11 protein-coding genes are annotated in these 21,094 nt (G+C 60.6%); 6 read left to right on the forward strand and 5 right to left on the reverse strand.

Annotated elements, in window-relative coordinates; all coding sequences use genetic code 11:
• Nucleotides 1–8 precede the first annotated feature (8 nt).
• On the reverse strand, nucleotides 9–1,106 hold the full coding sequence (locus IPJ76_10515; GenBank protein ID QQR85053.1) for a T9SS type A sorting domain-containing protein: 1,098 nt from the start codon (nucleotides 1,104–1,106) through the stop codon (nucleotides 9–11).
• 335 nt (nucleotides 1,107–1,441) lie between these two features.
• On the opposite strand from IPJ76_10515, the gene IPJ76_10520 reads away from it, so the two are divergent.
• Entirely contained in the window at nucleotides 1,442–2,008 is a 567-nt protein-coding gene (locus IPJ76_10520; protein ID QQR85054.1) for a transposase, read from the forward strand.
• Nucleotides 2,005–2,445: an IS110 family transposase gene (locus IPJ76_10525; GenBank protein QQR85055.1), complete on the forward strand. Its 441-nt coding sequence runs from the start codon at nucleotides 2,005–2,007 to the stop codon at nucleotides 2,443–2,445. Before IPJ76_10520 ends, IPJ76_10525 begins: the two co-directional genes overlap by 4 nt.
• Before the next feature lie 97 nt (nucleotides 2,446–2,542).
• On the opposite strand, the gene IPJ76_10530 is transcribed toward IPJ76_10525, so the two are convergent.
• Nucleotides 2,543–3,523, reverse strand: coding sequence for an Omp28-related outer membrane protein (locus tag IPJ76_10530; protein ID QQR85056.1), 981 nt, complete (start codon nucleotides 3,521–3,523; stop codon nucleotides 2,543–2,545).
• Between the two features lie 345 nt (nucleotides 3,524–3,868).
• Here IPJ76_10530 and IPJ76_10535 point away from each other — a divergent pair, with 345 nt between their 5' ends.
• The gene (locus tag IPJ76_10535; protein QQR85057.1) at nucleotides 3,869–5,635 is read left to right on the forward strand and encodes a hypothetical protein; all 1,767 of its coding nucleotides are present in this window, start codon (nucleotides 3,869–3,871) and stop codon (nucleotides 5,633–5,635) included.
• Here the strand turns inward: IPJ76_10535 and IPJ76_10540 are convergent.
• The gene (locus IPJ76_10540; protein ID QQR85058.1) at nucleotides 5,621–6,439 is read right to left on the reverse strand and encodes a hypothetical protein; all 819 of its coding nucleotides are present in this window, start codon (nucleotides 6,437–6,439) and stop codon (nucleotides 5,621–5,623) included. The genes IPJ76_10535 and IPJ76_10540 overlap by 15 nt on opposite strands.
• A 70-nt stretch (nucleotides 6,440–6,509) precedes the next feature.
• On the opposite strand from IPJ76_10540, the gene kbl reads away from it, so the two are divergent.
• Nucleotides 6,510–7,700 (forward strand): glycine C-acetyltransferase, encoded by a 1,191-nt coding sequence (gene kbl / locus IPJ76_10545; GenBank protein QQR85059.1) that lies wholly within the window; start codon nucleotides 6,510–6,512, stop codon nucleotides 7,698–7,700.
• Between the two features lie 10 nt (nucleotides 7,701–7,710).
• Here kbl and IPJ76_10550 read toward each other — a convergent pair whose 3' ends face one another.
• Nucleotides 7,711–9,132, reverse strand: a complete 1,422-nt coding sequence (locus tag IPJ76_10550) for a T9SS type A sorting domain-containing protein (protein QQR85060.1) — start codon at nucleotides 9,130–9,132, stop codon at nucleotides 7,711–7,713.
• Between the two features lie 3 nt (nucleotides 9,133–9,135).
• The gene (locus IPJ76_10555) at nucleotides 9,136–11,838 is read right to left on the reverse strand and encodes a T9SS type A sorting domain-containing protein (GenBank protein ID QQR85061.1); all 2,703 of its coding nucleotides are present in this window, start codon (nucleotides 11,836–11,838) and stop codon (nucleotides 9,136–9,138) included.
• A 254-nt stretch (nucleotides 11,839–12,092) separates the two neighbouring features.
• Here IPJ76_10555 and IPJ76_10560 point away from each other — a divergent pair, with 254 nt between their 5' ends.
• Both IPJ76_10560 and IPJ76_10565 read left to right on the forward strand, forming a co-directional pair.
• A complete protein-coding gene (locus IPJ76_10560; protein QQR85062.1) occupies nucleotides 12,093–15,509 on the forward strand; it encodes a beta-propeller fold lactonase family protein in 3,417 nt (1,138 codons plus the stop codon).
• Nucleotides 15,510–15,696: 187 nt separating this feature from the next.
• Nucleotides 15,697–21,087 carry a tandem-95 repeat protein gene (locus IPJ76_10565; protein ID QQR85063.1) on the forward strand — a complete coding sequence of 1,797 codons (5,391 nt, stop codon included), beginning with the start codon at nucleotides 15,697–15,699 and terminating at the stop codon, nucleotides 21,085–21,087.
• Nucleotides 21,088–21,094 lie beyond the last annotated feature (7 nt).

The raw sequence follows: 21,094 nt of genomic DNA on the forward strand, positions 1-21,094 counted from the left end.
ATGCTGGCTTAGTGCCCCACCACCAGCGTGCGCGCTGCGGACGCACCGCTGCGGCCGATCAGCTGGTAGCTGTATACGCCATCGGTCAATTCTCTGGTGCTGATGATGACCTGTGCGCTGTTGGCGGCGATGCGCTGTTCGCTCACCAACGCGCCACGCGCATCGTGCACGCGCAGCACGGCGGCTTCAGTCAAACCGTTCAGGTTGATGGTCGCTTGCGCATCGGCAGGCACGGGGTAAGCATTGCCGAGCGTATTGCCGAAGGCCGCGTCGAACTCCTCCACGCTCACCAGACCGTAGAACCAGTCGTGGCTCAGCTTCACCATCTGCTCGCCCACGCTGGCGGTGGCCAACTGCTCGGGGCCGATGCCGAAGTACACCACTTTGTAGTTGCTCGTTTGTGCGCGCAGGCCGCCCACCTTGGTAGTGCTGCCGTACTTCAGCACGGGCACTGCCGGAGCGATCGGGGTGATCTCCTCGGGGTACATGTTGCCACCGCCGAACACATCACTGATGGTGGTGTTGGGAAGAGCTCCGAACACGCCGTCGGTATCCTCGAAGTTCGCTTGGTTGTTGCTGGTGCTGCCGTCGGCCACATACGTGGCGTGCATGTAGTCCTCGTAGAACGCCTCGGTGATCGCCGTGCCGTTGGTGCCAGCAACACCGCTGTTGTCCCAGCCGATGTCCTGGCCGGCGATCATCAGGTTGCCACCTGCGTCCATGAACGCCTGGAGCTGCTGCACCATGGCGTCCGTGAGGCAGGGGAAGGTCCAGCTCACGTTGTAGTACACGTTGTTCACGCCGGTGAGCGCATTGGCCGCGCTGAAGTCGATGAAGGTGTTGCGAGCAGTGGTCGCACGGTTCATTTGGCTTGCGGCCACAAGACCGCCCTCATAGCGCGTCACGTACGCCTCGGCCGTCGGGTTGTTCACGACCAGGTCCGTTACACCGCTGATCACATGGAACTCCTGCTCGATGGCAGGCGCTCCGGGATTGCTCGATGAGCGGATGCTCAGCAGGTAGTCGCCGATGCCGGGCGTTGCGCTGGGCGTGATCGTCACGGAGACGGGCTCGGCCACGCCATTGGTCATGGCCACGTTCGCCACCGTTGGATAGTCGATGTTCTGGATGGTGAAGAACGACTGCCAGCCGGCCGGTGCGTTGATCGCCGTGAGCTCAACGATGTACTCTAGACTTGCCCGCCTCGAAGATGGAGATCTTCGGGGAGCGAACGATCACTGAAGGAAACTGAGCAGGATCGCGGGTGAACCATTCCGCTGCATAGGCGCAAGGGCCTAAAGGACTTATTGGCACCCGTGATCCACTCGGGTCTGAGGCTCGGATAGAATTCCAGGCGTAGTGGCCTAGTAGAGTTGTCGAGCACAGGGCCCATTGCTCAGTCCCTCCAGCGATCACTTGTCTAACCCAAAGGTACACGGACATGAGACACTGGATCGGCATTGATGTGAGCAAGGCGACCTTGGATGTGGCCTTGCTGGACGAACAAGGCAAGGTCACCGCCGAAGAGAAGGTGGCCAACACGGAGAAGGGACTACGCAGCATGTGGAAGCGCTGGACCAAGATGTACGGGCTGAAGAAGGACCAATGCCTGGTGTGCCTGGAGCCCACCGGCCATTACTCGCATCTTCCGCTGGAGACACTCGTGCGGTTGGAGGTTCCCACCTGGCTTGCGCACCCCACGGACATCATCAAGAGCATCGGCACCACGCGTGGCAAGAACGACCGCATCGATGCACTTCGGATCGCGGATTACGCACGCCGCTTCCACGACAAGGCCAGGCTTGTAACCGCCGATCACCTGCGCACCAACAAGCTCAAGCAACTGCTCGCCCGGCGTGAGAATCTGGTGCGTCGCAAGACCATGCACCACACCCAGATCCGCAACCTGGACCATTGCGTGGACCAGTCGTTGCGCGCGGCCTTCACACGCATCGACAAGGCGCAGATCACCGCGCTCGACAAGTCGATCAGCAGATCGAGACCATGATCAAAGAGGTGATCGCGGCTGAGCCAGAGCACCAGCGCATCTACGATCTGCTCTTGTCCATCGATGGCGTTGGCCCCGTGTTGGCAGCGCATCTGCTGGCACTCACCGAGGGCTTCCTGCGCTTCAAGACCGCGCGCGAGCTGGCCTGCCACGCCGGGGTGGCACCCTTCGAGTACAGCTCCGGCTCCAGCATCCGAGGCAAAACGCGCGTCTCCAAACAAGCGCAGCCCACTTTGAAGTACCTGCTGCACATGGCGGCTGTGGGATGCACGGCACGCAAAGGCGAATTGCAGGACTACTGGAAGCGCAAGGTGGCCGAAGGCAAGCACAAGATGAGCGTGCTCAACGCCATCCGCAACAAGCTCATCCACCGCATCTGCGCCGTGATCGAACGGGGTACGCCATTCGTGCGCAGAACGGAACCGGCCGCTGCGTAGACTTGTGCGTCGGGCCGAAACGGAAGCAGGCTCTGCTGAGGAGCAACCTGCCAGGGATAGGTCCGATGTACGACAGGCATAACATGGGTCGAGGGCATCAAAAGCTCTTGACCCATGCCTGGAGTTCCTCATGCCTGAAAAAAAACCTGCCCATTGGCTTGCTCAGGTCATAGAATAAGTCCTCCGGTGCGCCCAGCTCATTCGTGAACGTTGCGCCGAACGTGGTGTTCGCGCCATTGCTTCCGGCGCTATGGGCATAAGGACCGGTGAGCGCTGTTTCACCGATGATGAGCGTGCTGCCACCGTCGGCGGCCACTTCGCGGGCCTGGTACACCTCGGTCTGGTATTCGCCCACGAAGGCCACCACTTCGCAGTTCGCGATGTTGAAGCTGGTGGGGACGTTGTAGGTGTAGGTGCGTGTAACGGTGGTGCCTTGCGTGGTGGTGGTCACTTCATCGCCCCACACGTCGGTGAGGTAGTGGCGGAGCACATCGGTGTGGTTGTAGTTGGCGTTGTTGCCGTTCGGGCCGTAATCGGTCTGCCATCCGATGATATCGCTCTCCTTGAGCAGCACGCTGATGTAGTCGCTGCCGCCTGGGCTGTTGGCCGTGTAGTACAGCACCACGGTCACCGTCAGGTCGTGGGTGTTGCTATCGTATGAGCTTTCCACGCCCACGTTCACCGGGCTGGTGAAGCCGAGCGCCTCGGTGGTGGCCGCATCCCACGCGCCACGGCCCAAGGTGGTTCCCGCGGCGAACGTGTGGCGGTTGATCACCCCGTTGGGGTAGCCGGGCGGTGCGAAGTGCGCATCGATAGTGGTGCCTTCCGGGGTTTGGAAGTCGGGCTGGTTGCCGCTCGGCACCGCGAACACGCCGGCGTGCACGCCAACGAACACGAACCGGTCCGTGTGGGCATCCTCGAGGTTGTCGCCGATCACGTGGCCTTCGGGGCAGTAGCCGCAGTTGACACCGGTGAAATCCTCGAGCAGCACCGTGCGCAATTGCGGATCGGTGCTCACTAGGCTTTGGGCCATGGCCAGCGCAGGGGCCATGGCGAGTAGGGTAAGGGGTTTCTTCATCGTGTTGGGGTTTCGCGGTGGCAAGCTATCCGGCCGGATGGGACTTGCTTCCGTGAACCTGCTGCAACCTTGGAACGCTGTCGAACGCCATCGTGCTATGACGGGTCCGGTCCGGACCTGCGGACAGGCGCAGAAGTGACAATGCACCGCACGGTCAAGCTTTCTACCTGACAAACAAAGGGATATGCTGTGTTGCATATGCCGCTTGCTACCAAAGGACCATGTCGAAATGGTTTCCTTGGGGAGTAATCGTCCGGGCAATTAGTAGGCGTGCATACCGTTTCTGTCGCGACATTCGATCAGCGGTTCTCTGCGGTACGCTCGCATCACATCGATCCTTGAACGATGAAGAAGCTCCTCACGATGTTAGGTGTAATGGTAGTAGTGCCCAACGGCACTGCGACCGCGCAAAGTGACACGGCAAGGTTCGCGATCAGTCCGATGCGGGCCGGTTCGGCCTTTACGATCGGCAGTGGCCGGTTCCAACGTTCATCACTGCATGAGCACCAGGAGAAACCAATGGCTGTGCGCCCGAACACTATTGAGAAGGGTAACGCAGTAGGAACGGTTTGGGAGCAATTGCCACAAGACCGGTGGGGGCTTCGGCTCATCCTTTTCGAACCCTCACGCGATAGCTATCAAACGAGCAATAGCTGGTTGGGCACGCATCGGATGCCCAACGTCCTTTACTCAGGGCTCGGGTTCGACTACGACCTTGACAGGCAATGGTCGCTCGGGTTCGATGCGCTGGCAAGTTGGGGTGCTTTGAGCGGTGGGGATGGTGGGCTCAAGGTGCATGTTTACGACCCCGCTGTTGAACGATACGACCGAAACAATGGGGACTATCTGGGCAAGGGAGTCACCAGTATTTACCAGCAACGGCGTTCGGCCATGGGCTTTACGCTGCACGCCAACCGCCGGTTTGTGCCAATGCGGCGCTCATCACCGTATGCTGGGGTGTTCGCTGGTCTGCGCCGTGAGCAAATGATGCTCTACGCGCCGGTGAATCAGGTCGATCACAACGTCGAATTGCGGAACGGGCCCAAAGAGGGGTTGACCTCCATCGTCTACACCGTGCCCGTCGGTGTGCGTTTGGGTTTGGATTTCCGCGCGGGCCCGATGTACTATGACCTGTACTTGCACGCGGCCTATCAGTTCGGTGGAGGGGACAGGTATTTCGATGCACCGCTGGACGCGAAATTGATAACCTCTACGGGTCTGTTCGGGACCGGTAAGAGAGAGAGTTTCAGGAAGAACGATTACACCTATGGTTTCGGTTTTGCCGTCGGATTTGGTAGGCGGCTGCGGAAGGAGGGCGAACGTAAGAAGCCCGAACTTCCTGTGCAGTCGACCACGGAGCGCGGCTGGGGCGTGCGCCTGGTCCTGATGGAGCGGGCCTTCGATAACTCCAGGCGTGGCGGTCCGTCTACCGGTATCATCTTCGGCGGGCTGTTCCGTCCGAGCACGTTCACTGGGATCGGCTTTGACGTGGATCTCGACAAGCGTTGGTCAATGGGCATGGAGGTTTCGATGGATCCTGTTCTGGCTTTTGGCGAAAAGCGCTACGGAGGTAGCTACCATGACCCAACTGTCACCGTTCTGCTCAATGGAAGCGCTCATGCCCAAGGAGCAAGCATTTACTACGAACAAAGTGGCGGCGCGTACGCGGTGAACACCAGGGCAGCCTACCGCTTCTCTGACCGCCGAAGATCTTCACCCTATGTCGGTGGTTGGGCTGGGCTGCGGATCGACCACGTGATCATGAGCGATCCGAAGATCTTGATCAACAACAGGCCCGCTGGTGCCGAGTATGGGTTGTCGTCGGATCCGCCGACCAGCATGTCCACCACCCGCATTACCGTCCCCGTGGGCTTGCGGTTGGGCATGGACCTGCGCGCCGGTAGAACCTACTACGACCTGTACATGTACGGTGGCTACAAGATCGGGGCGGAACGGAACTATTTCGATCTGGATATGCGGGGCACAGTGCTCGAGGGCGGAGAAGTTCAGGTTAGTGGGGTGATGCGCGACCACCCGATCAGCGTGGGTTTCGGGGTGGCCATGGGCATTGGCCGTCGGACCCATACGACCAGGGAACTAGGTGGGAACTGACCACCGCTCCCTTGCCGCAGCGATCTCCTCATCGCTGAAGAAGTGCTGCATGTAGCGCGAGCCGTACACATGGTCGAGCTCTTCCGCCGTGAAGCGGATCTCGGCCGCCAGCGACTTGTACTTCTCGCGGCTCAGCTTCTCCTCGCCGATGTTGGCGAGTTCCAGCCGTGAGAGCTTCAGGCCGATGAATTCCTCCATGGCCGGGGCGAAAACATCGTTCAACTGCTCCAGCTTAACGAACAGGATGTCGAAACGGTCCGTGCGGTGGATGCTGTAGCCGCGCTGCGTGTCGAACGGCAAGTCGTAAACGTCCACGCCCGTCCACTCCTTGAATTCCTCGTCGAACCACGTGAGCGTGTGCTGGAACTTCCGCTCCTTCAAGTGCGCGACCAGCTCCGCGTTGCTCTTGCTGTCGAAGGGTACATCGCCGAAACGACCGCGCCAGGTCTGGAACAACGCGCTCACATCGCGCACCACCGGTTCGCGCACCAGGGTGATGATGCACACGCGTTTGCCTTTGTGCTTGTCGAGGTCGGCCAGTATGCGCCGCCCCAGGCCGATGTGCTTCTTGAAGTACTCGTCGCTCTTGGGCAGCAGATCGCCCAGGAACTTCTCGCTCAGGTAATGCACGTGGTGCACCGGTATCCTGGGCAGCTTCTTCTTCAGCGTGGCGTAGAGGGTGCTGCTGCCCACCTTGCCCAGTGTATAGATCAGGAAGAAGCGGTCGCGCTGTCGGCGTCGATCGTTCCATGTGGCCAGCAACTGCCACCACCCTTTCAGTTTTTCCTTGATCCGTGCGAGCATCGGTAGGGCCGCGAAAGTAGGATCGCGCCAACGGTCGCGGATATCTTCGGCGCCCATTCAAAGCAGCACCATGTACGGCGCCATCAAGCAGCATCTGGAAAAGGAACTGGAAGGCATCCGCGAAGCGGGCCTCTTCAAGCGCGAACGCATCATAACCAGCGAGCAGGGCGCCGAGATCACCGTTGGCGGCAAACAGGTGCTGAACTTCTGCGCGAACAACTACCTGGGCCTCTCATCGCATCCCGATGTGATCGCCGCGGCGCACCGCACCCTCGATTCGCACGGCTACGGCATGAGCAGCGTGCGCTTCATCTGCGGCACGCAGGACATCCACAAGGAGCTGGAGGACAAGCTGGCGCGCTTCCACAGCACGGAAGACACCATCCTCTATGCCGCCTGCTTCGACGCGAACGGTGGCGTGTTCGAACCGCTGCTGGCCGAAATGGATTGCATCATCAGTGATGCACTGAACCACGCGAGCATCATCGATGGCGTGCGCCTTTGCAAGGCTGCGCGCTACCGTTATGCGAACAACGACATGGCCGATCTGGAGGTGCAGTTGAAGGCCGCACAGGCAGCGGGCCATCGCTTCAAACTGATCGTTACGGACGGCGTGTTCAGCATGGACGGCATTGTGGCCGATCTGAAAGGCGTGTGCGACCTGGCCGACAAGTACGACGCCATGGTGATGGTGGACGAGTGCCACGCCGCGGGCTTCATCGGAAAGACGGGCCGTGGGAGCGTGGAGGCATGCGGCGTCACCGGCCGCGTGGACATCATCACAGGCACGTTGGGCAAGGCGCTGGGCGGTGCCATGGGCGGCTACACCACGGGCCGGAAGGAGATCATCGAAATGCTGCGCCAACGCTCGCGGCCCTACCTCTTCAGCAATTCGCTCGCGCCGAACATCGTGGGCGCTTCCATTGCCGTGCTCGATCTGTTGAGCAGCACCACGGCGTTGCGCGACAAGCTCGAAGCGAACGTCAAGCGGTTCAAGTCCGGCATCGAAGCGCTCGGGTTCAAGACGCGCGGCGACCGCAGTGCCATTGTGCCGGTGATGCTGGGCGATGCCAAGTTGAGCCAGGTGATGGCCGACCGCTTACTGGAGGAAGGCATCTACGTCATCGGCTTCTTCTTCCCGGTGGTGCCGAAGGACACGGCGCGCATCCGGGTGCAGTTGAGCGCGGCCCACACCGATGCGCACATCGACAAAGCGTTGGCGGCGTTCGGGAAGGTGGGGAAGGAGCTCGGTGTGATCTGACCGGTCAGGGCTATTGCCGGATGAACCTACCGATGACCAAAGGTGGTTGATCTGCGCGGTGCAAGCGCACGGCATAGGTGCCTTTTGCAAGTGCATGCGCACTGATGGGTTGCATAGCATTGGCCGCACTGATCACCAACCGGCCAACAGCATCGAACACCTCGACTCTATCACCGGCTTCAACAGGCCCCCTGATGCGCAGGGATCCAGTCGTGGGGTTGGGGAACAGACCGAATTCGGTCGTCGGGGCAAGTGTCTCTAGCCCCACAGCCCAACCGCAGGTGTCCACGTAGTTGCCGCCTACCCACTTAGCAATGTAGTTGATGCTGTCGCCGCCTGCGGTCCAGAAGCCACCACCTATGTAGAGCGTATCGCGGAACACGGCCATGCAACCGGGAATGTTGTCCAAATAGTCCGGCGGCAGCATGCTGCACCACCGGTAGCCATCCCACTTGCTCAGGCCACCGCTCGGCACACCACCCATGCGGTCGAACGGCCCAATGGCCAAGAGGTCGTTGCCCCATTGCATGATGCGGCGCACAACAGGATTGTCGGCTCCGCGCGTGCCATCGCCGATCTCCGTCCACGTATGGCCATCGGTTTTCAGGATACCACTGCCGGGATTGTTGGCCGAACCCCACGGCGGTAAGGCGAAAGCACCGGCCACAACGATCTCGCCGTTGATGTTCGCTACTTGGAAGATCTCAGCGATCTGACCGGTCAAACCATCCTCCACTTGCATCCACCCGGAGCCGTCGCTCCATGTGAACGAGCCGAACGGGTTGTTGAAGTTGCCCCCAACATAAACGCTGTCGCCAACGATCTCCATGTCACGGACATAGTTCAAAGGTGCTGTAATGGTGCTGAAGATCGGCGCACCATATGCTGGAACCCAACCGTTGCCCGTCCACTTGGCCATTCCACCGCAGGGCTGTCCATCGGCGTATGAAAACCAACCACTGGCATAAAGAGTGTCATTGAAGACCTTCAGGCTGCGTACCGGACCATCCATGCCGTACCCGGCAGGATGCCAGTCAACACCGTCGAAGCGAGCCACGAACCTTGTCGTGTCCCCCGTGTACCAATGGTTGAACTCACCACCGGCGAACAACTCCCCATTGTACAGCGCGAGGCATGTAACCGGCTGGCCCAAGCCGATGGTAATAGGGAACTGTGGCACGCATACCCCAGCGCCGTAAAGGCAACCGACCGGCTCGAACGTGGTCCCGTTCCACTTGGCGACCCCTGGGCTCATGATAGTGTCAGAGAGCCAATAGAACTGCCCACCAACGTAGAGCACGTCATTGACGGTATCGGTGAGCATGCAGTTGATGCCGCGCGTTGGATGATTGGGCAATGGCGCCAACAGCGGTTGCGCCGAGGCCAAACCCCAAGCGCACCACACCAAGCCGACCAACGTGCCCCTGAACATCCGCTACTGTTTGATGAACCGCCCGATGAACAAAGGTGGTTCATCGGCGCGCAGCAAACGCACGGCATACGTTCCATCTGCCAATCGCTCCACACCGATCGGTTGCAAAGCGCTGGTCGCTTGCCCGACAAGGCGCCCCATTGCATCAAAGACCTCCAATCGGTCGTTGGGCCGCACAGGTCCACGAACGTGGAGAAGCTCTGCCGTCGGGTTCGGGAATAGACCGAATTCGGACGTTGATGCAGCCGCTTCCACGGCAAGGGCTGAGCCATCCAACTGGAACCGCGCCACGAAACCGTCTGCGCTGCTCGAGCCTATAGCCTCGCAATAGGAGGTCCCCGGATAAGGACAAGCCACGGGCCAGTCGTCCAAGGCACCAGATTGGCCGGTGACGTAGAATGCATGCCCGTCGCTCACGGCAATGCCCATTGGTATATCGGAGTACCCCCCGAAAATGAAGATGTCCGTGAGCGTGTCGGTGTGCGGATAGAATATACCGAGCATGGTTGTCCATTCCTTCGTGCGGTCGCTCAGGAATGCATTGATGACCGCATCCGTCTGTTGCCAACCACTGTTGCTGAAGTAGGGTTGGTGGTACCATGTGGCCGCTTGCTGGGCCACGTAGGCCAAGGGTGTTGCCGTGTGGTGTTGCACAATACCCGTGGTGAAGAGGTTGCCGTTGCCATCGAAGATGGCATTGTGGCCCATTGCCACCGGAAAAGGATACAAACCCATTTCCGGTGCGCCGGAGAAGTTGAACAGGGGAACGTGATCGCGAGTTTGCCCACCGACCAAAGTGCTCCATTCGAGCACACCGCTCGGCAGGTCGAATTCCGCCAAGTACTGGTCCACATTCTCGGGGGTGCTCCGGAAATAGGCGCCATTGCCAGGGTCGCAGAGCGGTGCTCCAACGCCGGGCGCGCAACCCACGCTTACTTGGGTCACCGAACCCGTAACAATGAGCCGGTCGCGGTCCAAGTCCAGGTCCGGGATGCCCTCCATGGTCTTCAGGTTCGTGATCCAGTGCTTTTCGTAGTCGTCTTCGAACGATGCAATGAACCCGTTGCTATTGCCGGTATCCTGGAAACTGCCGGGAGGGCCAAGCGTGGTCAAGGAACTGGAGTTGCGCCCGCCGATCACAATGTGCTCAGCACCGGGCACGCCGGTCTGTTCGTGCACCGCAATGCACAGGGCCTCATCCAAATTGCTGGTGCCGAAATAGCTGCTCCACTTCAAACGGTTGTTGGGGTCGATGTGCCCGACGAAAGCATCGCGTTGCCCGAAGAGGCTACCGGCGAAATACCCGCCGCCATCGCAAACGGGGAAGCCTGCGGCAGTGGCCGTGCAGTTGCCATTGGTGCCGCCCGTGGCGGTGTTTGTGGTGCCGCAGAAGAACAGGTTGCCCAAACCATCGAAGGCCGCTCCGTTGAACATATCGTCGCCTTCGCCGCCGAAGTAGGTGGAGCGCAACAGGGTTCCGGTCTGGCTGTTAAACCAGGAGAGCATACCATCGTAGCCGCCTTTGTTCACCCCTTGCCAGTAGGTTCCGTCATTCGGGTCGAATTGGGGTACTAGCACATAATCCGTGCTCTTGCTCCCGCCGGCCATCAGCACTTGGTCGGTGGTGGCATCATAGGCTATGGCGTAGGGCAGGTCCCAATCTGCGCCGCCGATAAGGGTCACCCAATTGTTCACGGCATCGTCGGTCGCGTTCCCCGGTGCGTAGAGGTAACGGCCCACAGAGACATCCCAAGCTGCTCCCGGATACTGCGACGAACCGTTGGTCGGCGGATAACCGGGATCATTCACGATTGTAGTAACCAACAGGTCACCATTGGGCCGTGTGGTGCTCGCCACAACGGGTTCGCCAACGGCTCCATCACCAACCAGGGTACACCAATCCAAGTTGCCATTGGCGGTGGGTGGTGGTGGTGGTGGTGGCGCACCTATGAGGAAAACCAAAGGAAGGGCGGGGTCGTAGGTGTCCCATTGCAGGTGCACGTTGTCACCAGTGTTGTCCTCTGTCCACTCACCGGTCCAGTTCAAGTTGATGATGCTGTCGTTGGCGTTCCACTGGTAGGCCAGTGCTTCGCGCAGCTCGATCCATTTCAGGCCGCTGTACGCCTTCAGCGTTCCTGTGATGTCGTCCACGTGCAAGCTGTCCTGCCCCTCGAAGTGCAACACGACGTTGTCCGGGTCCGAGCCGGGATGGCAGATGATCGCCATTTTGGGACCGCCGCCCCCGCTGTAGAGCAACAGGTCAATGTCGGGAAAGTAGTCGCGGTAGGTAACTGTCCCATAGCTCTGCACACCCGTTATTCCGGTCCCCGTTCCGGCCGTGTAGTAGTTGTGGACGCCTGGCTGCACGGCATCGAAGGTCGGATCAACGTATTGGGCCGTTTCACCCCAAGGCGTCATGGTGATCTTGTGTAGCAGGTCCGGGAAGGCCAGGGCCGGGTTGCTCTTGCTGCCCCATGAGTAGGCCAAGCTGCTTTCAATGCACGGCCATACCGTGAACTCCAAGCCTTCGCTCTTGGCCTTTGCCTCGGTCACGGGGTCGCCGTTGGTGTCCATGATCTGTCCTGCGTTGTAGCGATACACCATGGTCGGGTTCAACATATCATCCGTGTAGTATTCCACGAAATCTGACTGGGCCATCAGGGTTGTGGTGGCGGCCGCCGAGAGGGCCAGTAATTGGGTGCGCATGTCCATGGGGTTTGGGTAAGCCAAAGGGAACGATTCTTCCCGAAGGAAAAAATACCCAGTTCAGGGTATTTTGTGCCTTGGCGCCTGGCACCATGGTTGTGGCACGGGCCGCACCAGTGGTCCACCGGCCGTCGTGACCGGTCCGGATTTCTTGTTCCGGGATTTCGGGTAACGGGGTTCGGGGTAGCGCTCCGCCACCGGTTCATCCTATTTTCCCGACCCGTTCGCGAAACCTGCCCGAACGGAAAAGGACCATGGCCAACATTGTTACCCGCAACAAAATCCTCATCCCGACATTGCTCATCGGCACCGTGGTGGTGGTGAGCGGCTTCGATGCGCTGGAGCTGCCGAACGTGGGATCGGCAGTGCCCGCCACGCAGTTCGTGAACTTCGAGAGCGCGCATGTGCATCCTGTGGACATGACGCCCGATGGCACCAAGCTGCTGGCTGTGAACACCGCGAACAACTCGCTCGAGGTGTTTTCCATCACCAACAATGCGCTGCTGAACACCGCCAGCATTCCCGTTGGCCTCGATCCCGTGACGGTGCGCGTGCGCAGCAACACGGAGGCGTGGGTGGTCGATCAGGTGAGCGATGAGATCAGTATTGTCGATCTGACCACGAACCGCGTGGTGCGTAGCCTGGCCACGGAGGATGAGCCTGCCGACGTGGTGTTCGCGGGGTCGCCGCTGAAGGCCTACGTCTCCTGCGCCGGTCGCGAGAGCATCCAGATCTTCGATCTGGCCAACCTGGGCAACGCGCCTACCGAGGTGCTGCTCACGGGCGAACAGCCCCGCGCTTTGGCCGTTAGCAACGATGGCAGCACCGTTTACTGCGCCTTCTTCGAGAGCGGCAACGCAACCACGGTGCTCAACGGCAACACCTTCTTCAACTTCCAGCACGGCCCCAATCGGTTCGGGGTTTGTTCCCCACAAGGTGGCTGCACGGTGATCCCGAACGATGTTGCCAACCCGGCAGGACCATACGGCGGTGCTGTGGACGTGGCTGCGGGCATCATCCCCAACGCAGGCACGGGCTTCAACCCGCCGCTGAACCCCAACAACCCGCCGACGCCGGAAAGCAAGAGCATCATCGTGCGCAAGAACGCCGCCGGGCAGTGGATGGACGACAACGGCGGCAACTGGACGAGCATGGTCAGCGGGTCCGCCGCAGGCAAAGCCCGCGTCACCGGTTGGGACATGCACGATCGTGATGTGGCCATGCTCAACACGAGCAGTAACGCCGTGACCTACCAGACCCGATTGGGCAACATCCTGATGGCCATGGCGGTGAACCCGACAACGGGACAGGTGCACGTGGTAGGCACCGATGCCACCAACGAGATCCGGTTCGAGCCGGTCCTCAACGGCAAGTTCCTCCGCGTGAACATGAGCACGTTCTCACCCGGCGGATCGAACACCATCACGGACCTCAATCCGCACATCAACTACGCCAACGTGTCCTTGCCGCCGGCGCAACGTGTTCAAAGCGTGGGTGATCCGAGGGCCATTGTCTGGAAAGCCGACGGCTCGAAGGCGTACATCACCGGCATGGGCAGCAACAACCTGATCACCGTGAACGCAAGCGGCGCTCGCATCGGCACTACCATCAACGTAGGTGAAGGACCGACCGGTATCGTGCTGGATGCTGTACGCAACAAGGCATACGTGCTCAACAAGTTCGAGGGCAGCATCAGCACCATCGATATGGGCACCGACAAGGAGGTGGCCCGCGCCAACTTCTTCGATCCCACACCCATGGTCATCAAAGCGGGCCGCAAGCACTTGTACAACACGCACCTGGGCAGCGGTAACGGTCACATCGCATGCGGCAGTTGCCACGTGGATGGCCGCTGGGACCGCTTGGGCTGGGACCTCGGCAATCCTGCTGGTGATGTGGAAACAGTGGACGGCAAGGTGGTTCACCCATTGAAAGGCGTTAAGACCACGCAGTTCCTCATCGACATCATCGGTCGTGGACGCGGCAACCTGCATTGGCGCGGCGACAAGGACGGGTTCGCGGATTTCGCCGGTGCGTTCCAACACCTGCAAGGCCTCGATGCGCCCAAGCCGCTGGATGAGATGCAGGAGTTCTCGGACTTTCTCGCGGCCACATGGTACGTGCCCAATCCCTACCGCACCTACAAGCCGAGCGGTTCCGGATCGCAATCGAGCACCGCACGCCTGAACCCGAACCGGGTGCGCGGTATCGGCACCACCTTCCAAGCGATCCCACCTGCGGTGCCCTTGTTCGTCTCGGTCAATTTCAACTGCGCGCATTGCCACAATGCACAGACGGGCCGCGGTGAGCTGCCCGGTAACGGTAACGTGGCGGGCACCGGTACCGGCTCCTTGGTGGACTTCGACCCCAACCGCAACATGGCAGCCGATCTGCGCAGCACCTATCGCAAGAACGGCTTCTTCTACAATTCCACCGAGAACAACGCTGGCTTCGGCATGATGAGCGAGGGCGTGATGGACACCTGGTTCAATGGGGCGGGCGTGGGCAATTACTTGGGCGACTACGAGCCCGAGCTGTTGTCATGGTCCGGTGGTATCGATGCGGCGAACTGCGCGGCATGCTTCAATACCACCAATTTCCCGCTGGCGCAAACGGCCGTGAACGATGCCATGCCGGGTGTGGGCTTACGGCAAACGTTCAATGGTGCCAGCATCGGCAGTGTCACGCAATTGAACGTGATGAAAGACCTTGTTGACAGTCGGCCGGCCGAGTACGGCATGATCGTGAAGGGCACGTACGGCGGAGAGTTCCGTGGCTTCTACTACCTGGGCAGCGACAACTACCAGAGCGACATTGCCGGACAGACCGTTACGCACACGCAGTTGCTCACCTCGGCCCAAGGGAGCGGTGGTGCATTGAGCTGGACGCTGGTGCAACCCACCACGAAGGTCCGCATGGGCATCGACCAGGACGCCGATGGCGTGCTCGACCACGACGACCAGATCGCTCAGGTGAATGCCCGCGCTTACCTCGAAGGTCCCTACGATGGCACGGCGATGAAGAGCGACCTGCGCACCAACAATGTGCTGCCGAGCACCGATCCGTTCGGTATGGCCACCACCGCTAGTCCGTTCGTTATGGACTACACCGGCTTGGCTGCGCCCGTTGATTGGGTGGTTGTGGAACTGCGCAACAGCGCAACGCCCAGCACCATTGTTGCCGCCAAGGCTGCGTTGGTGCAGCGCAGCGGCAACATCATGATGGCCACTGGCGAACAGACCATCACCTTCCCCGGTGTGCCTGCGGGCAACTACCATGTGTCGATACGCCACCGCAACCACTTCGGTGCAATGACCCAAACGCCATTCCTGCTCCGCGATCCCGGCACGATGCTCGACTTCACCGCGCCGTCTCTCCTCACGTGGGGCACCGATGCGCGCAAACCCGTAGGCGGCTCCATGGTGCTTTGGATGGGCGACGTGAACGGCGATGGCGTGCTCAAGTACACCGGCAGTGCGAACGACCGCGATCCGATCCTGGTCGCCCTGGGCGGGTCGGTGCCCACGAACACCTTGCCTGGTTACATGGGCGAAGACGTGAACTTGGACGGCACGGTGAAGTACACCGGAACGGCCAATGACCGCGATCCCATCCTCATCAATGTGGGCGGTTCCGTGCCGACCAACACGAGGGTGGAGCAGGTTCCTTGACCGGTCCTCCTTTTCTATTGTTCGAGTGCCCCGGCCCACAAGCCGGGGTACTTGTTTTTCACGACCCGGCGTGTGATGCACACCGGCGTGTGGATGAACGTTGGTGCCTGTGACGGATGCCGCGTGTTGTTGCGGTTCCTTCGCGATCGGAACACAGCCGTTGCCGTGTTCCCGTTATTGACCGCTCATGAGGATCATCCTTTCCGCCGCGCTTCTTCTTCTGCTCGGCCCCTTTGGTGCAAGCGCTTCAAGCCCCGGCCATGTCCGCAGCGCAGCGCCCAATGCACTTCTCAACGCAGCGCCTGATGCTGTCGACGACGCCTTCACCATGAACGAGGACGGCGGGCTCAGCGACGACGTGGCGGGCAACGATACCGATGTTGACGATGTGCCCACGGACCTGTTGTGGACGTTGAGCAATGGCGGCACGGCTGTGCTGCACGGACAGCTCTTCTTCAATCCCAACGGCAGCTTCACCTATGTGCCGGACGCCGACTACAACGGCACGGTGGCTTTCGAGTACCGGCTCTGCGATGATGAGGCGGCCTGCGACCTGGCCATTGTGACCATCACCGTGGAACCGGTGAACGATGCGCCCAACGCTGCGGATGACAACGCGACCACCAGCGAGGAGCAGCCCGTCCAGATCGCCGTGACCGCGAACGACTCGGACGATGACGGCAATATCGCGAGCGGCACCGAGACCATCGTGTTCCAGCCCAACTTCGGGACGGTGAGCATTGGTTTGGGCGGCATCATCACTTACACGCCGAACGTCAACTACTCTGGTCCCGACCAGTTCACATATCAGGTTTGCGACGACGGTACCCCGTTGCCGGCGGTGTGCGACATCGCGGTGGTGAACATCACCGTGCTTCCCGTGAACGATGGCCCGCAGGCCACCGGCGAAGCCTACTTCACCACTGAGGACGGAGCTGATATCAATGGCGATGTTTCATTGAACGAGTTCGACCTGGACGATCCGTTGAGCGCATTGGCGTGGGCCATCATCGACAGTGGCTCGGCGGGCCAGAACGGAATGCTCACCTTCAACAGCGACGGTACGTTCACCTACGAGCCGAACGCCAACGCGAACGGCATCGTGTCGTTCCGCTATGAAGTCTGCGACCCGGGCGGGCTCTGCGCGGACAACTTGGTGCTCATCTTCATTACCGCCGTGAATGATGCACCTGTTGCGACCGACGACAACGAGTCCACCCTGCCGAACTCCATTCTCATCGCGAACGTGATCGCGAACGACAATGATGCGAACGATGCGGCCGGTGGGCTCGACCCGGGCAGCCTCACCATCCTGGCACCGGCCGCCAATGGGAGCGCAACGGCCAATGCGAACGGCACCATCACCTACACACCCGGCAACGGTTTTGCCGGCAGCGACAGCGTTGAGTACGTCATCTGTGATCTTGGGGACGCGCCGCCCACGTTGTGCGACACGGCCTGGCTCTTCATCGATGTGAACACCGATCAGCCTGTTGCAGTGGACGACTTCTTCTCCATCGACGAGGACGTGGTCAGCGTGCTGGACATCCTCGACAACGACAGTACGGTGAACGGGGCCCTCGATCCGCTGACGGTAACGTTGATGAGCCCGGCAAGCTTGGGGTCGGTCGCGGTGAACGGTGATGGTAGTCTCACGTACACGGCCGATGCGAACGTGAGCGGGGTGGACGACTTCAACTATCAGGTTTGCAACACCGGTGGTTTCTGCGCCACCGGTACCGTCACGGTCACCATCCAGCCGGTGAACGACCTGCCTGTGGCCGATGGCGATGACGCCACCACGCAGGAAGATGCGGCCGTCACCGTGGCTGTTCTGACGAACGACAGCGAGCCGTTCGACCAATTGGGGGACATTGATGCGACCTCCGTGACCATCAGCGCTGGTCCAACGAACGGTGGTGCGGTCGTGAACGGCGATGGGAGCATCACCTACACGCCGAACCCGGATTTCAACGGTTCCGACACGCTCATCTATTCCGTCTGCGACAACGGCTTCCCGCTGCCTGCGGCGTGCGACACGGCCTTGCTGGTGATCAATGTGCAACCCGTGAACGACCCGCCGGTCATCAATGGTGACACGCTCTTCTTCTCCGCGGTCGAGGACTTCGCCGTGGAGCTCTGCGTGAACGCCGCCGATGTGGACGGGGACAACATCGACATCGTCAATATCCCGAGCGGCCCGCTGAACGGCACCGCAACGGGAATGGCGGACGGCGACACGTGCTTCTTCTACACGCCTGACCCGGACTTCAACGGTACGGATACCGTGGTGGTGAACGTGTGCGATGGCAACGGCGCGTGCGATCAGGCGTTGGCCATCATCACCGTTGCGGCGGTGAACGATGCGCCCGTTGTTGTGGACGGCTTGGGGCTTCCGGTCAACAGCATCAGCATTACCACGGACGAGGAAACGCCCATTACCACCTGCTTCGACGTGCTGGACGTGGACGGTGATGCCGTACAGGTGAGCGACTTCGTGAACGGCCCGCTGAACGGTTTCGTGAACGGCTTTGCCGATGGCGACACGTGCTTCACCTACACGCCGAGCGCGGACTACAACGGGTCGGATGCAGTGGACATCATCGTGTGCGACAGCAACGGTGCATGCGATACGGTGACCGTGAACATCCAAGTGCTCCCGGTGAACGATGCGCCCATTATTGACGATGGGAACGGCAACGACATGGACACGCTGGCAGTGACGACGATGGAAGACACGCCCATCACGCTCTGCATCCCCGCCACGGATGCGGACGGCGATCCGCTGGACATCACGAGCTACGTGAACGGTCCGGCGAACGGCGGTGTCTTCAATATCCTGGACGGCAACACCTGCTTCACCTATGCGCCGAACACCGACTTCAGCGGGCAGGACACGGTGAGCCTGGTGGTGGACGATAGTAACGGAGGCACGGACACCTTGGTGGTCATCGTAACGGTGAGCCCCGTGAACGACCCACCGATCATCACCGACGAGTTCTTCACGCCGATCGACACCCTCGCCGTCACTACCGACGAGGAACTGGCGGTAACGGTCTGCCTCACCGCCATCGATGTGGACGGCGACACGTTGCAGGTGGCGTCCGTGCTCAATGGACCGTTCAACGGTGCGATCAGTGGGCTCGCCGATGGCGACACCTGTTTCACTTATACGCCCGGCTTCAACTGGAACGGTACCGATAGCGTGGATGTGCTGGTTTGCGACAACAGCGGAGGATGCGATACGCTCGCGGTCACCATCATCGTATTGCCGGTGAACGACCCGCCGATCATCACCGACGGTGGCCCGCCTGCGGATACGATCCTCGTGAACATCCAACCGGATACGCCGACGGAGATCTGCCTTGAGGCCATCGATCTCGACGGTGACAGTCTCGATGTGGTGAGCATCATCAATGGGCCGGACAGCGGATCGGTGAGCGGCGTGCTCGATGGCGACACCTGTTTCACCTACACGCCGAACAACGGGTTCATCGGCAGCGACACGCTGACCGCCGTGGTGGGTGATGGCAACGGTGGTACGGATACCGTGGTCGTCATCATCGGTGTGTACCCGAACTCCCCACCCGTGGCCGCACCCGATACGATCTACGTTACTGTAGCTGAGGATGGGTCCGTGGAGCCTTGTCCGCAAGCCACTGATGCCGATGGAGATCCGTTGCAAGTGACCGGTGAATTGGACCTGCCCGCCTGGGGCAGCGTCAGCGGGTTCAACGACGGCGACACGTGCTTCTTCTATTTCCCCACGCCCGACTACAGCGGTGGCGACACGCTCTCGGTCCTTGTTTGCGACCCGTTGAACGCATGCGACACCGTGGTGGTGATCATTGATGTGACGCCTGTGAACGACCTGCCGGTGATCGTGGATGGCGGCGGTGCCGCAATTGATACGCTGCTTGTTTCCACCAATGAGGACGAGCCGCTGACCTTGTGCCTGGACGCTATCGACCTCGATGGCGACGCGCTGGACGTGGTGAACGCGATCAATGGACCCGGTAACGGGACCATTTCTGGTCTGTCCGATGGCGACACGTGCTTCACCTATGTGCCGGCTGCCAACTACAACGGAAGCGATGCCGTGGACATCGTGCTGTGCGATGGGAATGGTGGATGCGACACGGTTACCGTGATCATTGGTGTGGCCCCGGTGAATGATGCACCCGTGATCGCGCAGGACACCCTCAATGTGACCACCGTTCAGGACCAACCGCTCATCATTTGCCTGGATGCGACGGATGTTGAAGGCGACACCCTGGATGCGGTGAGCGTGATCAACGGTCCTGACAGTGGCCAAGTGACCGGCGTGCTCGATGGCGATACGTGCTTCACCTACACCCCGAACAGCGGCTTCGTTGGTGGTGACACGCTGACCGCAGTGGTGTGCGATGGTCAGGGCGCGTGCGACACCGTGGTGGTGATCATCGTCGTGACGGAGATCTTCACCAACCAGCCACCCGTGGCCGTGGACGATGTGGCCGCCACCACACAGGGCGGACAGGTCATCATCGACGTGCTGGACAACGACAGCGACCCTGACGGGGATCCGATCTCGGTGGTTGTGGCGATCGCGGGCAACGGCACCGTGACGCTCAACGGCGATGGCACCATCACCTACATCCCGAACAGTGGTTTCTGTGGAACCGACACCATCACGTACACCATAACGGACGGTTTCGGAGGCATCGACCAAGCGATCGTGGTGGTGGACGTTGCCTGCCCCAACCAACCGCCCATTGCTGTGGACGATTCGGCCAGCACGACCGTGGATACGCCCGTTGTGATCGATGTGCTGGACAATGACAGTGATCCTGATGGTGATACGATCGGGGTCACCAACGGCGGAGCCGGGAACGGCACCATCGTCATCAATGGGGACGGCACGATCACCTACACCCCTGACAGCGGCTTCTGCGGCACTGATACGATCAGCTACACCATCAGCGATGGCCAGGAGTTCGACGTTGCGATCGTCGTGGTGGATGTGCCGTGCCCGAACCAACCGCCCATCGCCGTGGACGACAACGTGTCCATTGATGCTGGCGACGCGGTGATCATCGACGTGACAGGGAACGACAGCGACCCGGACGGGGACCCCATCAACGTGACTTCCGCCAGCGCGGCCAACGGAACGGTAGCGATCAACGGCGACGGCAACATCAGCTATGCGCCGAACGATGGGTTCTGCGGAACGGACACCATACTGTACATCCTGTGCGACACCGGGCCGCTGTGCGATTCAGCGCTGGTGTTCGTGGAAGTCGCATGTCCTGATGATGCGCTGGTGATCCCGCAAGGCTTCAGTCCCAACGGTGACAACATCGGCGATACATGGGTGATCCAGAACCTTGACCTGTACCCGGAAGCCTCGGTCATCATCTTCAACCGTTGGGGCAATGAGGTCTTCAAGGCCGATCCCTACCTCAACGATTGGAACGGCGTGAGCAACCACGCGCTCACCGTCGGCGACGTACTGCCGTCGGGCACCTACTTCTACCTGCTCGACCTCGGTGCCGATGGTGAGCCAGTGCGCAGCGGATACATCTACCTGAACAAGTGAGCAACGG

Source organism: Flavobacteriales bacterium (assembly GCA_016699575.1).
GTDB lineage: Bacteria > Bacteroidota > Bacteroidia > Flavobacteriales_F > PHOS-HE28 > PHOS-HE28.